This is a genomic window from Micromonospora tarensis (assembly GCF_016803395.1).
GTDB classification, from domain to species: Bacteria; Actinomycetota; Actinomycetes; order Mycobacteriales; family Micromonosporaceae; genus Micromonospora; species Micromonospora tarensis.
This window is the reverse complement of record NZ_JAEVHL010000068.1, coordinates 12,928-27,093: the sequence shown is the minus strand read 5'-3', so window position 1 is coordinate 27,093 and position 14,166 is coordinate 12,928. Positions and strand designations below refer to the sequence as shown.

Below are 14,166 nucleotides of genomic sequence, written 5' to 3'. Positions count from 1 at the left end.
ATGGCCACCAGGTACGACAAACTCGCCGTGCGCTACGAAGCCACCCTCACCATCGCCGCCATCAACCAATGGCTCCGGGCCCTACGAAACACGACCTAGCAGCAGCGCAGCCACGACAGCGCCGTGATCGACCGACGGATGCCCCAGAGCCGCAGCTCCGGCACACGACTGTCCCTGGCTGGAATCGGGCCGACCGTGGCACGGACCTCGGGCGAGGTTGGGTCTTGCGACGCGGGCAGATCCACCCCCTCCTTCTAGCGCACCTCGTCCACCTCAGCGCTCAACAGGGTTCGCGTACATCGCCCAGGCTGGCAGCAACCCGGGGCCTGGTTTGGCCCCCGGTCTACCTCCCACTGCCCAGCGACGCCCGGGAGGCAGCTTCAAACGGTCGCTACCCCGGCGCGGCCCACGCCAGCCCGACAAGTTCGATGGTCACAGCCCCAGAGGGGCCCCGAAAGGCAAGCTCGGCCTGCCCACCATCTGCTTCCAACCAGTCGTCAACGGCTGGACTCAGCCGGACATACGACAACGGCCCCCGATCAGCATCTCTGCTGGTCAGGGGCCGTGTCTGCACCTGGTGGCGGGTAGAGGATTCGAACCTCTGAAGCTTTCGCGACGGATTTACAGGGCGTCAGGGATCTTGGCTCATTCATGCTTCCTGAGCTGCTGTTCCTCTTCCGCAGGGCTGCCCGCCGTTGCTTGATCGCCCACCATGTGCCCACGCCCACGAATCGCAGGTCCTCAATCGTCCTTCGGCATCGGCCACACGTCCCGAGAGTCGTTGAAGCTTCCTGGAGACGGTTCGATCGTCAGTGACTTGATCCCGCGCGGCAGAGCCGCAGCCCCGCGTCTCACCAACCGCCATAGCCAAGCCACCGAGTAGACCACGGCGAGGACCGCCGCCAACCCCAGCGCCAACACGGCCACGTAGGCGAACATCGCTTCGAAGATCACACGGCCATTCTCGCGCGAGCGTCCAAGGCAAGCTATCGACGCGGACGCTGTGGCTCGTCCGAGCGCGTCATGGCCCAGGCGCCGGACGACCTCGGTCGGCGGGACGCCGGGCACATCCACCCGACAGACGGATATCTCGGAGACAACGCCGGCTCGACGGTGGACCCTGTACCGATGGTCAGAGATGACGCGGTCGCCCGCTTTCAAGATGCCGCCATCCTCTGGAGCGTCGGATCGGGTACGGCGGTTGAGGTAATCGAGGCAGCCTGTGACTGCCTCGTCGCAGGCGTAGACAGTCCAACCCTTCGGATCCTGGCGGGTATCTCGCCCGCTAGGGGTAGCGAGAGTGACGAGCTGCGGCGATGGCTCGAAGACGCCCTGACCGAACTCGCCCTGACCTACTACCGGGAGGGAAGCCGCCAGGGTGAAGACGAAGCCCTCCGGATCATGGCCCGACGGCTGCTCGTCCAGGTCATCACACCCCGCGACCTGACGTCCTGGGCGTACAGGTTCATCACCTGGGATGGCACTCCCATGGCAGCCGAGCTGATCAACCTTGAGATCACTTACGACATCTTTTACGCCGACTACGAAGAGCACGACTACACCAGCACCCCGGCTGACGACCTCGACGCAGCCGTGATCGCTGAGGCTCACCGCTTGGTCTGTAACACCAGCGACGCAAACGGCTGATCGATGGATGGTCACCCGAGCGCGTCGCCGATCTTGTCATTCATGGTGTCGTCTCCCCCGTCGATGCAGTTGGCGTAGACGCGAAGCAGGACGGCGACGCCGTGGCCCAGGCGCCGGGCTACCTCCGTCGGCGGGACGCCGGCATTCAGCCAGAGTGAGGCCGCCGCGTGCCGTAGGTCGTAGGGCCGGCGGACGAGCGGCGAGGCAACCTGCGATTCGGTCAGCGCCTTCTCGCGGGCGAGCTTCCACCACCGGTCGTAGACCGACTCCGACAGCGGCCCACCGTGCAGGCCCCGGAAGAACCGACCGTCCGGGCCAACCCCGTGATTCTCAACGTGCGCGCACAGCAGCTCGACGAGCCGGGGCGGAATCGGGACCGTACGAGTCTCAGCCCTCCCCCGGTGCTTGAGCCCGCGCCGCTCGTGGGAGCCGCCATCATCGGTCCAGTGCGACCCGGCGCGCGGCGAGGTGCCGGCGAGCACCAGGCGGCCCCAGCGATGTTCGATCTTCTCGTGCTCGCAGGACCGGGAAGGCTTGACCGCCGCCAGGTCGTCGAAGTCCGTCCCGCAATCGGCGCACCGGCCGGCAAGGTCGCAGTCTTCCCGCCGTAGGTCCGCGGCTTCTGAGGGACGCATGCCCGCGTAGTAGAGGCAGCCGAAGAACGCGGTGACCTTGTCGGCTCGTTTGCCGAGAGATTTCATCGCCTCCAGCAGCGTGGCAACCTGAGCCGGGTTCGCCACCACCCGCCGGTCGATGGACTGCGCGACCTCGGGCGCTGTCCACTGCACCCGGTCGACCGGGTGCAGTGGCGATCAGCTCCAGCTCGACGGCGTACCCGAGCACGTTGTAGAAGGTGGCCCGCTTCCGCTGGACGGTGGAGGCCGCCGCGGGCTTGCCGTCGAGGCGTACACAGAGGCTGTCGAGGACGCGGCGGACCATCGCGGGTGAGTCGAGTTCGACTACCGGGAGGGACGCGGTCTCCAGCCAGGCCAACGCCGCTGCGTGTTCGGCCGGGATCTCGTCGGACCAGCGGCGCGGGTTGAGGCCGTAGAGGTACAGCGCCTCACGGAGCAGAGCGTCAGTTGGTCGGCCCCGCTTCGTTGGCCGGGTCAGGGTCACCGTGATGGAGGTCAGCGCTTCGACGATTGAGCGCCGGGTCTTGGCCGCCGCCCGGGGCCACTTCATCTCGACGTACGCGCGGCTGTGGGCGTACCAGGTGGTGGGGTTCTTGGTTCTGGCCTCGGAGACCGGGCGGCCGGTGGCCGGGTCGAAGGGCTCCCCCGCGTTGGCCGCCTGGACCAGCTCGGCGCGGAAGGAGTGCGCGAGGGCTTTGGTACGGAACATGTCCTCGAAGCGTTGGCCGCTCACCGCCCAACGGACCCGCCACGGTCGAGCCTTCCGGTCAGCGCGCTTAGCGATCTCCCAGATCTGGACCTCGTAGCTCTTCATGCGGCGTCCTGCTCCAGGTCGCCGAGCCACCGACCGAGCGCCGACCGGCGGACCCGCAGCTGTCCGTTCGGGAGCTTGATCACCCGTGGTCCCTTGCCGGTCTGCCGCCAGTAGAACCAGGTGGAGCGCGGTACGCGCAGTTCGGCGAGCACTTCCGGCACGGTCAACAACTCCTCGTTCACTGCGTTTCCTCCCCGTCGTGCTGTGCGCTGTGCTGAGTTGCCGAAAGATCTGGGGACCCCTGCGCGGCCCGGTCCTTGGCGGCGAGCAGTTCGGAACGCCAGCGGGCGCGTTCGCTGATCGAGCGCATGAGTCGGTGGGTTATCGGGCCGACGTCGGGGTCATCGGGTCGGGCGAGTTCCCAGGCGTAGCGGACCCGTTCGGTGGTGTCGCCCTGGTCGTCGACGAGTTGCGCGCCGTCGGTGGTGACGCCGAGCAGTGCCCGCACCCAGGCCCGCGCGTCGTGCTTGTGGTCGGCGAGGGTCTTGCCGGACCAGTCGCGGGAGATGAGGATGCGCCGGCCGCCGATGCCGAGGGTGTCGCGCTGGTGGACCTTGCCCTTGCAGCGGCCGGGCTTGAGCTTGGCGTGTGCCTTCTTGGGCTGGACGCCGTAGAGCAGCCAGTTGGCGCACCGCTCGGTGCAGGGGGTCAGCTGGAGTTGCTGCCAGAGCCGGTCGAGGTGCTTTCGCTGCCGATCGGTAGTCGCCTTGTGGCAGTCGCCGGTGTGCTTGGTGATGTATTTCGTGACGTACCGGATGGTCCGTTCGGCGTCCTCGGTGCCGGGCATGACGCCGCGGGCGTCGACCTGGGCGCCGAAACGCACCACGTGCACCGGCTTCGCGTCCGGGTCGTCGTCGATGGTGTCGAGGGCTTCCGTCCAGGTGGTCAACGGCTCGCGGGTGTCCGGGTCGACCCATGCCGCTGCCTGCTCGTCCCAGATCGGTAGCCGGTCGAGGGTGTAGCGCTGGACGTCGACCGAGGGCCACCACACTTGGTGATAGGTCGCCGCCGCCACGGTGCGGAGCACGTCCCGAGGTATGGTGCCCCGGATGGCGAAGTGCGCGTGCGGGGCGAGACGGCGTTGCGGCTCGACGCAGCCGGCGTACTGGACGTTCCAGCCCTCACACCGTCAGAGGTTCTGCCAGAACCGGTCGAGGAGCCGAGGGAAGTGCACGGCGTCCCAGGCGGCACGGCGGTAGTCGTACCTGGCGGGGTTGACCGGGGTGCCGTCGGGACGGACCGGGCCGTACGAGTCGAGGGTGAGCGTGAGCCACATCGACGGTTGGTAGGTGGAGCCGTCCGGGGCGGTATAGGTCTTGCCGACGGTGCGGCGCTCGACCTTGCGCCGAGGCAGTTCGGGGGCATCTTGGCGCCGCTTGGTGGAGCGCTTGCGTCGCTGGTCGGGCTCGTCGTCCCTGGCGTGGGGTGGTCCAACGCGCCCGCGGAGGCCCTCAGCGGCGATGGCTTCCTCTACCTCGCGGATTGCCTCGTCGAGGTCGGTCACCTGGTCCCACTGGGCGGCGCGTACGGCCTCGTCGCGGGAGAACTCCAGGTGTGCGCAGAACAGGATCAGGGACTTCTGCGCTTCGGTCGCGGGTTCCGGGCCGGGTAGCGGTTCGTCGGCCCGGTGCCAGCCTTCGCGGATCTGGGCTTGCCGTAGCCGGCGGTTCTTCTTGGCGCACGGCGGGCACTTGTCCTCACGGGTCGCGCCGCAGGGCAGGTCGATGACCTCGGTCAAGCCGGTGTCGAGGTCGGTGCGACGCATGGCGAGCGGGCGGACGCAGACGCCGTACTCGATGGCGATGTCCTTGAGCACGTCGATCGAGCGAGGTAGCGCCATGCGGGCCGCCCGCGACCCCGGCCGAGGAGCAACCGGGGCCGGGGCGGATTCGACGCCGGGCAGGGTCGGAGCCGTCATCGGCCCACCCCCACCGTGAGGCGAATGCGGTGGTCCCGGGTGCAGGTCCGCCGGTACTGTCCGGGCTCACCAAGAATCCGAACGGCGAGGTCGACATGAACAGCGATGACGGTACGACGGTGCTGTGGCGCCCAACCGGGCCGAAAGAGCTGGATCTCGTCCGCGAGTCCGGATGGCTGAAGTGGCCGCCGCGCCTGCCGGATCAGCCGATCTTCTACCCGGTTCTGAACGAGGAATACGCGGTGATGATCGCCCGGGACTGGAACGTGCCCGCGTCCGGCGTCGGCTACGTCACCCGTTTCCGGTTGGAGTCGGAGTTCCTGAGCCGCTACCCGGTCCGCCAGGCCGGCGGAAAGACCATTCTGGAGCTGTGGGTGCCAGCCGAGGAGTTGGACGAGTTCAACGCTCACATCGTCGGACTGATCGAGGTCGTGCACGAGTTCCGGTAGCCGCCGCCCGGCGGCGAGGGTGGCCGTCATCGGATGATCCCGACGACCTGGGGACGGTTGGGGTGGACGACACCGACCGGAGGCAGCACGCGACTGATGCCGGCGGCATCACCGGAGCCGGCGGCGCGAGTTCGACCGGCTGTGGCTCGTCGTACCAATCGCCCTGCGGCTGATCGGGCTCCGATGCCGGCGGGGTGGCGGGTTCGCTGGACAGGACGACCTTCACCAGGGCGAGGAAGGCCAGCGACGGCACCGCCGCGACGATCCAGCCCCAGACGGAGGGTTCGGCTTCGGCGACCTGGGCGGCGAGGGAGAGCAGCGCGAACGCGATCAGGAGCACGCCGACCAGGCCGACGGGTCGACCGGTGCGGCGGCGGGCGCGGATCTCCAGGCCGAGGTAGATCGCCATCAGCTCGACCGCCACGGCGTTGGCCCAGCCGATCCAGTCAGGTTGGCCGTGGGTAACGGTCAGGTCATGGACGTGGGTGAAGGCCGCGGCGCCGGCCATGGTGCCGATGGCGAGCAGGATCAGCACCCGTACGCCGGACTCGGCGCGTTCGCGGATCATCGGCCGCCCCTGGTGTCGCGAACGGTCAGGGTGATGCAGATCTGTTGGCCGTTGAGGTCGCGGCGGCGGTTGACCATGTGCGCCAGGCCGTGCAAGGCACCGGCGAGCCGGTCTGGGGAGCCGTCGAGTTCGATGTGCAGCGGCTTGAGACGGTGGGTGCCGAGGAAGAAGCTCTTGAGGGACATCGGTTACCTCCGGGCCGGGGCGACGCGGGTACGGATGTGGTCGGGCGGTTCGCCGAGGGAGGCCACCGCTTCGGAGAGGCAGCGCCACAGCGCCCACGCCTCGTCGGGGTCAGGTACATGCGGCGCCGACCGCCACCGACAGCGAGATACACCGGGTACGGATCGGGCCGGGCAGGGTCGACGCGCACGGACACCGCCGTGCTGGTGACGCCGTCGATGCCGGGAGCGCGCAGCCGGTAGAAGGTTCGGCCGTCAGTCGGGGCGGTCACCGCGGCTCACCCCCGTCGGTGTCCCGGTCGAGGATGTTCAGCAGCGAGTCGGGCAGCAGTGGTCCGCGACGCTGCCGCGGCAGAGGCGGCCGGGTCGGTTCGGTGGCGGTTTCCCGGCCGACCTGAGCGAGGATGTCCGCCGCGTCGGCCGGCGCCGGATACTCCGCGGCCAGCTCCCGAATGTGGTCATCGGAGATGTAGGAGAAGCGGACCCGGGCCGGCTCCGGGATGCCGTCGAGGATCACGTACCCGACGCCCTTGGCCCACCGGGGCATCTGATCGGCGAGGGCACCCCGGTTGCGGGCACCGTCACCCAACACGAGGTCAACCTGAGCGGCCTCGGTCAGGCCGAGGGCGATCCGGGTCGGGAACAGGTCCCGGAACGGCAGCACCTCCTTGCGGGGGTCCTGCAACGCGGCCACCACCAGGACGCCGACGCCGGCACCCTGCGACAGCAGCAGCCCGAGCGAGCCGGCGATGCGCTTACGGAGGTCGACGTCCTGGAGGTACGCGGTCAGTGCCGCCATCTCGTCGATGACGACCACGACCATGGGGTCATCCAGGGTCGGCGTATGGACCCGCACCGCGCCGGCAAGCCGGTTCTGCCGTTCCCGCATGACTGTCACGGCCTCGTCGAGCAGGTCGGCCATGGCCTCGAACGACTTGCAGGCGAACCGGGCGAACAGCGGTCGGCCCATGGCGAACTCCATGCCGCCCTTGGGGTCGATGACCCAGAGCCGGACCAGCCCGGAGGAGATCCCACCGGCCAGCACTCGGACCAGCGACCACAGCACCGAGCCCTTCCCGGAGCGGGTGGCGCCGCCGACGAGGACGTGGGTGGCGAGTAGGTGCAGGCACCAGTGCCGCAGGTCTTCCCGTCGAGCCAGTGGCAGTGCGGTGAAGTCGGGCACCGACGGGACATCGAACGGGTCGACCAGGGTACGCAGCGCATCCGTGCGGACCACCACCAGGTAGACCACCGACGGCCGGTCCCGGAACCGCAGCCGGTCCACCGCGCCCAGGACCAGCGCCCAGTAGCCCGACCGGATTGGCGGGTCATCGGGACGCTCGGAGTAGACCCGGGCGTGCCGCCGGCCGAAGGCGTACGCCAGGTTCGCCGTTGCCTTTTGGAACTCCTCGGGTGTCTGGCCGCGGACCATGCGGATGGTCAGCACGTCGAGCGCCTGATCCGAGCGGACCCGCAGCAGCTCCGGCAGGACCGTGCGATGGTCGTACACCTTGGCCAGCCCGCAGAGCGTCATCGCTTCACGCCAGGCCCGCCGGTAGACGAAGAGCTGACGGAACCGACCGAGGATCGGACCGGCGCACCAGGTCCACCAGGACGACTCGTGCCGCCACCGCCATAACGCCGACACGGCGGCGGCCAGGACCACGGGCACGATCACGCCGGACCGGCCGAACTCGCGGTAGAGGGTCACCCCGGCCACGACCAGGCCGACGGCGACCGGGTGGCGAAGGCACCACCAGAGGCCCCGCCACAGCCACCGCAGCACGAGGCCGAACGCGATCAGCCAGACCGGCAGTTCCAGCCGGCGTGGCCGGATCACCATCAGGTCCCCGGCGGTGGTCATCACGACCTCGCCACGCGGCCGGCGCATCATCGTTCACCCGCCAGGACGAGCCGCCGCAGGACGGCAGGCATACGCTTGGACATGTCACTACCTCTCTCGACAGAGCAGGGGAAAGAGACAGAGGGCGGGGCTGCCGTCCGCCAAGACCTGACAGCCCCGCCCCCACCAGATGCGGCTACTGCGCCGCCTTCGTCGCCACGCCTGCCGGGGCACGCATCCCGGTCGCCCGCAGCGAATACGCCATCCGACCGTTGTTGCCCACGTACGGCGTGACGGTCATGCCGTCGAACTCCACCGCCTCGAACAGGCCACCCGTTGGCGGCACCGGCCGGTAGTCCGCCGAGATCTTCACCGTCGTCTCCCGCGACCGCTTCCCCAGCTCCGGATCCAGGTCCATCACCCGGACCTGCCACACCCGCTGGCCGGTCAACTTGTCCTTCGCCGGGCTACGCCGACCGGTCTTCTCGTCGTAGTCCTCGACCTCGCCCAGAGACTCGGGCACCAACGCGCACCCCGCCGGGAACACGTCCTCACACCGCACCGCGAACCTCGTGCCGCCTCGCAGAGCCATCGCTCAAACCTCCAACTTGTTAACTTGTCTGCCAAGTTGCGATCCAAGGTAGACGGCACTTGGCAGACAAGTCAACAGGTTGGTCCGACCCCCTGCGGGCAACCGGCAGGTACGGGCCGACCAGCAGACATCAATGCGACAGAGCCTTGGTATCCCGACAATTCACGGGAGATGATGTCGGCCCCCTACCGCCAGCGTCAGATCAAGTACGGAGCGTTTGTGACCACCCCCAATGCCCCCCAGGAACAGGCCCGGCCCGATGAGACCGAGGCGCCGTCAACCAGCGCTTCCAGTGCTCAAGAGAGATACCGAGAGATCGGCAAAGATTACGAACTGGCGCTCGACCAGCTCCGCACTGCCAGGTCCGCTCAATTCGCATACTGGGTAGTTCTGGTATCCAGCTTCGCGCTAGTTGCGCTCCTCGCCTACTCGGTGGTTGTCGGACTCTGGCACGATCAGCCTGGCGTAACTCGCTATGTCGGACTCATTGCACTACTTGTGCTATGCATAAGCGTCGGTTCGCTTGTTATCAAGAACCGTCGAAAGATAATCGAGTTTGACGTGAAGGTGCGCAACCTTGGGCATGACCGCCAAAGCGCTGCCACTCGAATACCATCCGAATCTCTTGAGTCGCTCCGCCTTTATCGCGAGGCTTCACAAGACATCGTTGCACAATTCCGCACCCGCGCGACTCGCAACCTCAAAGCGCATAACACCGTTCAAGCAATCATCATTATCGGCTCTGTAGTCGCTTCCACCACCACGGCAGTGATGGCAGGAGAGCACCCCTTGAGCTGGGTCTCAACAGGACTCACCGCCTTCATCAGCATCACGGCGGGCCTGGCTGCATACTTCAAGTTCCGCGAGCGCGGTTACAACCTCCAACTGACCGCCGATGAGATCGAGAAGCACTACAACGCAACACAGTTCCGGTTGAACGAATATTCAGAACACGGCGACGGGAAAGAGGCGTCAAGACTGCGTCTATTTGCGCAGAACGTCGAGCGCTTGCGCGACGAACAACGCAAGCGAGAACTTCAACTTGAACAGTCGCCAGGACAGAAAGAAGAACGGTAGAAGCCCGCTCCCGACTTTGGTTGAAGCGATCACGAACGGGTACATCGGAGACCATGGAGGACGTAAAACATGAAGCCGCAGACGGGTCGCATTCGCGACCACCAGGGGTTAATGACTCGACTGTCGAAGCACTCGGAGAGCTCAGCAAAGCGCTAGAAACGATCCACCGGGTTCGTGGTCACCTGTACTCGGCACACCAGCTCGTCGGCGGCGCAGATCTCACCCTTGACCGGGTGGTGAAGCTGCTCCGTGAGGCCGGGCACGACGAGACGGCCGACCGGGTCGAGCACGAGCTGTTGGGCCGCAACGTGCTGCCGGGCCGGTGGACGTTCCAGATCGTGGAGGAGTTTGACGACGGCTACTACGCCGCGTTCCAGGAGATCGAGCGGGACGCGCGGGAGAAGCTGGCCGGCGGTCGGCGGCACATCTTCGAGGCGGAGATGAAGGAGCGGCGGCGTACCCACGGGATGCCGGGGCACGAGGCTACGCCGTAGCGCTGTCGCCGAAGCCGTTCGGGATCATCGAGGCCAGGGCGTTGGCTCGGGCCTCGATGATCCTCATTCGTGCTTGGTACTCGGCCGGTTCCCGGTGCGCGGCCTGGCTGGTGACCTGGCCGGGCCACTTGCGGTAGAGCAGGCCGTATTCGCGGGTGAAGTAGCCCGCATTGACCGCGTTGGCAGCGAGCAGGAGGCCCGTGTCCTCGGAGGCGGGCAACGCCATCCAACCGCCCAGGGCGAAGACGAGATCCCGCCGCAGGCACAGGGTCGCCGGGTGCACCGAGGCCCGGTAGTCGTTGGCCTTCCAGAACGCCAGAACCGATCCGCGGTTGATGACCCCGCCGGCCGGGTCCTTGTCCCATCCGGCGGTCGATCCGTCGGGCAGCAGGTCGAGTACCCGCGAGGTGGTCCAGCCGATCTGCGGGTGTGCGTCGAACGCGGCGATGTCCCGGGCGAGCGCGCCGTCGGTCAGCTGGTCGTCGGCGTCCAGGACCTTGATGAGTTGCCCGGAGACTCGGGAGAGGGCGAGGGTACGGGCAACACCAGGCCCACCGGGACGGCCGGTGCCCAGACTGATCCGGGGATCATCGGGCAGCGCGTCGACCAGGGCGCCGGTCTGCCCGTCCTCCTGGACGAGCCATTCCCAGTCCCAACCGTCAGGCATCTCCTGCTTGACCAACGACTCGTAGGCGCCCGGCAGGTGCTCGATGCTGGGCGCGTGGACCGGGGTGATGACCGAGACGAGCTGCGTCAAGTTTTCCACCGCTGGAGTTTGTGCGAGTAGACAAGCTCGGTGCGGTCGCCCGGCATCACCACGTCGGCGACTTCGACGACCCGGCCCATGGTGTCGACCGAGGTCTTCCGCACGGTGAGCACGGAGACGCCCGGGTCGATGTCCAACAACTCGGCCTCGTCCGGCGACGGCGGGCGGGCGCGAATCTCGTCGTCGATCCGGTCCAGCTCGATGCCCAGCGTGTAGAGCTGATGCTGCGTACCGCCCGGCCACGGTTCCTTGCCCGCGTCGAGCAGGTCCGGGTTCGCGGCCACCAGGTCGTAGGGAAGATAGGAGTACGACACGGTCAGCGGCGCATTCTCGTGCCGCGAGGACGTCCAGTAGACCCGGCGCAGCAGCGGCGTACCCGGCTCGACCCGCAAGGCCGCCGCCATCTCCGCATCAGCCTCGACCCGGGAGTATTCGGCGTGGAACTTCAGGTCGTCGACGGTCAGACCGGTGTCATGCTCGGTGGCGCCAGTCTTCAGCCGCTCGGCCTCGTCGAGCAGGACGCGATCCTTCTCCCACTGGTACCGCTCGGTGTTGCGACGGCGTACCCGTTGGCGGGGTGCCCGCACGTAGGTGCCGCGCCCCTGCTCCGCGCGGACCAGGCCCCATTCGCGGAGCTGCCGGATGGCGTTGCGGACGCTCGTACGGGACAGGCCCGAGGTGTCGGCCAACTCGGTTTCGCTGGGCATCAGGGTGCCGGGGGCCAGTTCGCCGCTCACGATCTTCGCCCGCAACTCTTCCGCGAGTTGCAGGTAGCGAGGGCGCCAGTCCCGGCCTTGCACACCGGTCACCGTACCCCCTAGACGTTCCAACGTCTGCCAGGTGGTGCCGCCGGCGGGCCGCTCAGGAACCGGCGGTACGGCTACCGCTGCTCGCGGCGGCCGGGCAGGGCGCAGGCCAGGAGTACGAGGAACGGCTGAGCCCCGACGGGTATTGGCGTTCACCGCGTCTCTCCGGCCCGCTCGCCGCCTTCTGCCGGTGTCAGCATCTCCAGCTGGGCGTACACCAGCTCGTCGATGAGCCGGTCCACCTGCGCGGGCGACAGAAGCACGGTCTGCGTCGCGCCGTATCGAGTCGCGTCGAGCTTCACCGCCAGGTCCCGGCGGGCGAACCGGTCGACGACCAGTTGGACGGTGACCCAGCCGGTCCGCTCCCGTCCAATGGTGGAGAGAAGCCCGCGGTGCATCGGGTCGTTCGGTCCACAGCCTCGACACCAGACCGGGCACACGACCGGTGTGATCGACGACGGCGACCGGCCCTCTGGAATGGCAGCGCCCTCACTCATCGCCGGCCCCCTGCTGCCCGGCGGCCTGTTCCAGCGATCCGCGAAGGTGCTCGACCAGTTGGGCCGCCTGCGGCAAGGACAACTCGGCCCAGGCGTTCCCGGCCCTGCACGTCACGTGAACACCGACCATGGGACTGCCCAGTGCGTCACTGATGAGGTAGGTGACGACGAGCCCGCCCGCTCGACTGTCACCAGACCGCTGCATTGGGCCCCGATGGCGGCGGGCCATGTGCGTCATCACCGGCGGCACCAGGTAGCCGCAGCGATCAGGGGCGCACCAGTCCGGATGGCTGGTGACGGCAGCGGGCTTGTTCGTACGACTCATCGCGGCCACCGCCCGCCGTTGCCTCGGTAAAGCTGAGCCCGCGTCATCAAGGGCGCATACCGGAGCGCGGGCAATTCGCGGGTGACGCCCGTCGACCACTGCGGCAAGAAGGTCGAGGATCCCGTGCGCAGACTCGACTGAGCGTTGCTGCTGGCGCCTCGGGCAGATGGGCGCCTCCGAGACCACCAGGACGAGAGCCAATGGTGCCGACGATGAGAGCCGGACATCGCACCTCCACAGGTAGGCGGGGACCGGTGGCCAACCACGGGGGAATGCGGCCGGCCACCGGCCCGGATGAAGGCACGGCGCACCGTCCGACTCCGGACGGGTCGGGTATCGCCGAGCCAACTTGTACGCGCGACTACCGCAACCGGTCCGACAGGACGCCGCGCATCACGTGCGACCAGGGCCAGAGCGCAACCACCCTTGACACGAGCCGTCACCCTAACCGCACATCAGGAAACGTATCTACAAGTGGACGAGTTGTCTAGGCGTCGAAACGGGTCACTTGGTTGGCACTTGGTAAGACAAGTGCCAGGTACGGTGAGCAGGTGCCCACCCCGCACTACGGCCAGCCCCGCTACCGCGCCATCGCCGAAGAGTTGAGAGAGCGCATCGAGAGCGGCGTCATCCCGCCCGGAGCCCTCTTACCGGCCGAGAGCGCGCTTACCGCCGAATTTGGGGCAGCGCGCGGCACGATTCGTCAGGCGATAGCCGCGTTACGCGAGACAGGCTTGGTCGCCACCGAACACGGCCGAGGAACCTACGCAACCCCCCGCCAACGTGAGCGCTGGCTAGACGAGGGCACCGAGACGGAAACGCAGCAGCGCCAAGTCGCCGCCGACGCGGAGCTTGCGGCCCTTTTCGCTGTCGAGGTAGGTACGGCCCTGATAGAACAACAGAGCCTCGCTCGAACAAGGGGAGCCGTCCGAACAGTCGTCAGAACCTACCAACGGCTTGCGACAGAGCGATAGAGCAGTTCACAACTTTAATACGCCATCAAGGCCGACCGCAACGGGCCGCAAGCGCCGCCGTTTAGGCGTCACGACCGCCAGCCGAGAGATGGCCGTGCGGTCATGCCCACTGCTCCTCGGCCAAGGCAACAGTGGAAAGCCGGGAGCCATCGCAGACAGTAGCGCCCGAGGGCGGCAGACGCGTAGCGAGGTGACGTTAGGGATGCTCGGGTAGTTCGACGTGCTCAGCAGCTTCTACCAAGCCAAGCTGAATCTGACGCCGCTGCTCTTTAGGGGGCTTAATGGCGCCCTCTACTCGCACCAGCGCGTGAGCAACACCAATTTCCGCATCCTCTTTGTCTTCGTCGTCTACGACACCCGCCTTCAAAGCACGAACCGCACCCACGCCAACCTTGAACAGGACGTATCCATCATTACGGCGGATCTGATGAGGCGTCAGGTCGTGTTGTACGCACAGCAGATGGCGATAGACTGACATCCCGTCGTCATCGAACCGAAAAGCATTTCGACCGATTACGGGCTTTGAGTCAAGAACGTCCCTCTGCTGAAAGAAGTCTGGGCGCCGAGGCACGCGGCGAT

At 67.4% G+C, this 14,166-nt stretch carries 18 protein-coding genes and 2 pseudogenes; 7 read left to right on the top strand and 13 right to left on the bottom strand.

Annotation, left to right across the window (positions count from 1 at the left end; genetic code table 11):
* Positions 1-741: 741 nt before the first annotated feature.
* A complete protein-coding gene (locus JM949_RS15710) occupies positions 742-954 on the bottom strand; it encodes a hypothetical protein (RefSeq protein WP_203149209.1) in 213 nt (70 codons plus the stop codon).
* 69 nt (positions 955-1,023) lie between these two features.
* On the opposite strand from JM949_RS15710, the gene JM949_RS15705 reads away from it, so the two are divergent.
* The gene (locus tag JM949_RS15705) at positions 1,024-1,647 is read left to right on the top strand and encodes a hypothetical protein (protein ID WP_203149208.1); all 624 of its coding nucleotides are present in this window, start codon (positions 1,024-1,026) and stop codon (positions 1,645-1,647) included.
* An 11-nt stretch (positions 1,648-1,658) separates the two neighbouring features.
* On the opposite strand, the gene JM949_RS37120 is transcribed toward JM949_RS15705, so the two are convergent.
* A complete protein-coding gene (locus JM949_RS37120; protein ID WP_309232173.1) occupies positions 1,659-2,390 on the bottom strand; it encodes a tyrosine-type recombinase/integrase in 732 nt (243 codons plus the stop codon).
* A gap of 380 nt (positions 2,391-2,770) precedes the next feature.
* Here JM949_RS37120 and JM949_RS37115 point away from each other — a divergent pair, with 380 nt between their 5' ends.
* The gene (locus JM949_RS37115) at positions 2,771-3,088 is read left to right on the top strand and encodes a hypothetical protein (protein ID WP_238433237.1); all 318 of its coding nucleotides are present in this window, start codon (positions 2,771-2,773) and stop codon (positions 3,086-3,088) included.
* A gap of 4 nt (positions 3,089-3,092) precedes the next feature.
* On the opposite strand, the gene JM949_RS15695 is transcribed toward JM949_RS37115, so the two are convergent.
* A complete protein-coding gene (locus JM949_RS15695) occupies positions 3,093-3,278 on the bottom strand; it encodes a helix-turn-helix transcriptional regulator (protein WP_030329852.1) in 186 nt (61 codons plus the stop codon).
* Positions 3,275-5,014, bottom strand: a pseudogene (locus JM949_RS15690) (replication initiator). The gene JM949_RS15695 and the pseudogene JM949_RS15690 overlap by 4 nt, the downstream one beginning before the upstream one ends.
* Positions 5,015-5,109: 95 nt before the next feature.
* Between JM949_RS15690 and JM949_RS15685 the strand changes: the two are divergent.
* Positions 5,110-5,463, top strand: a complete 354-nt coding sequence (locus tag JM949_RS15685; RefSeq protein ID WP_203149207.1) for a hypothetical protein — start codon at positions 5,110-5,112, stop codon at positions 5,461-5,463.
* On the opposite strand, the gene JM949_RS15680 is transcribed toward JM949_RS15685, so the two are convergent.
* From JM949_RS15680 to JM949_RS15665, 5 genes and pseudogenes are all read right to left on the bottom strand, one after another.
* Positions 5,414-6,031, bottom strand: coding sequence for a DUF2637 domain-containing protein (locus JM949_RS15680; protein WP_238433236.1), 618 nt, complete (start codon positions 6,029-6,031; stop codon positions 5,414-5,416). The genes JM949_RS15685 and JM949_RS15680 overlap by 50 nt on opposite strands.
* Positions 6,028-6,216 carry a hypothetical protein gene (locus tag JM949_RS15675; protein WP_203149206.1) on the bottom strand — a complete coding sequence of 63 codons (189 nt, stop codon included), beginning with the start codon at positions 6,214-6,216 and terminating at the stop codon, positions 6,028-6,030. Before JM949_RS15675 ends, JM949_RS15680 begins: the two co-directional genes overlap by 4 nt.
* A gap of 3 nt (positions 6,217-6,219) precedes the next feature.
* A pseudogene (locus JM949_RS39180) lies at positions 6,220-6,485 on the bottom strand (hypothetical protein).
* Positions 6,482-8,077 carry an FtsK/SpoIIIE domain-containing protein gene (locus JM949_RS15670; protein ID WP_203149205.1) on the bottom strand — a complete coding sequence of 532 codons (1,596 nt, stop codon included), beginning with the start codon at positions 8,075-8,077 and terminating at the stop codon, positions 6,482-6,484. The pseudogene JM949_RS39180 and the gene JM949_RS15670 overlap by 4 nt, the downstream one beginning before the upstream one ends.
* A gap of 175 nt (positions 8,078-8,252) precedes the next feature.
* The gene (locus JM949_RS15665) at positions 8,253-8,648 is read right to left on the bottom strand and encodes a transcriptional regulator (RefSeq protein WP_203149204.1); all 396 of its coding nucleotides are present in this window, start codon (positions 8,646-8,648) and stop codon (positions 8,253-8,255) included.
* A gap of 219 nt (positions 8,649-8,867) precedes the next feature.
* On the opposite strand from JM949_RS15665, the gene JM949_RS15660 reads away from it, so the two are divergent.
* On the top strand, positions 8,868-9,725 hold the full coding sequence (locus JM949_RS15660; RefSeq protein ID WP_309232172.1) for a DUF4231 domain-containing protein: 858 nt from the start codon (positions 8,868-8,870) through the stop codon (positions 9,723-9,725).
* A gap of 53 nt (positions 9,726-9,778) precedes the next feature.
* Positions 9,779-10,219: a hypothetical protein gene (locus JM949_RS15655; RefSeq protein ID WP_203149203.1), complete on the top strand. Its 441-nt coding sequence runs from the start codon at positions 9,779-9,781 to the stop codon at positions 10,217-10,219.
* Here the strand turns inward: JM949_RS15655 and JM949_RS15650 are convergent.
* The 4 genes from JM949_RS15650 to JM949_RS37110 all read right to left on the bottom strand — a co-directional run bounded on the left by JM949_RS15650 (position 10,209) and on the right by JM949_RS37110 (position 12,613).
* Positions 10,209-10,985: a glycosyltransferase family 2 protein gene (locus JM949_RS15650; protein WP_309232171.1), complete on the bottom strand. Its 777-nt coding sequence runs from the start codon at positions 10,983-10,985 to the stop codon at positions 10,209-10,211. The genes JM949_RS15655 and JM949_RS15650 overlap by 11 nt on opposite strands.
* Positions 10,973-11,794 carry a GntR family transcriptional regulator gene (locus JM949_RS15645; RefSeq protein ID WP_203149202.1) on the bottom strand — a complete coding sequence of 274 codons (822 nt, stop codon included), beginning with the start codon at positions 11,792-11,794 and terminating at the stop codon, positions 10,973-10,975. Before JM949_RS15645 ends, JM949_RS15650 begins: the two co-directional genes overlap by 13 nt.
* A gap of 149 nt (positions 11,795-11,943) precedes the next feature.
* On the bottom strand, positions 11,944-12,189 hold the full coding sequence (locus tag JM949_RS15640) for a precorrin-4 C11-methyltransferase (protein WP_203149201.1): 246 nt from the start codon (positions 12,187-12,189) through the stop codon (positions 11,944-11,946).
* A gap of 91 nt (positions 12,190-12,280) precedes the next feature.
* Entirely contained in the window at positions 12,281-12,613 is a 333-nt protein-coding gene (locus JM949_RS37110) for a hypothetical protein (protein ID WP_238433235.1), read from the bottom strand.
* Between the two features lie 551 nt (positions 12,614-13,164).
* Here JM949_RS37110 and JM949_RS39740 point away from each other — a divergent pair.
* Both JM949_RS39740 and JM949_RS15625 read left to right on the top strand, forming a co-directional pair.
* On the top strand, positions 13,165-13,587 hold the full coding sequence (locus JM949_RS39740) for a GntR family transcriptional regulator (RefSeq protein WP_203149200.1): 423 nt from the start codon (positions 13,165-13,167) through the stop codon (positions 13,585-13,587).
* 220 nt (positions 13,588-13,807) lie between these two features.
* Positions 13,808-14,062: a hypothetical protein gene (locus JM949_RS15625; protein WP_203149199.1), complete on the top strand. Its 255-nt coding sequence runs from the start codon at positions 13,808-13,810 to the stop codon at positions 14,060-14,062.
* Positions 14,063-14,166: the final 104 nt, after the last annotated feature.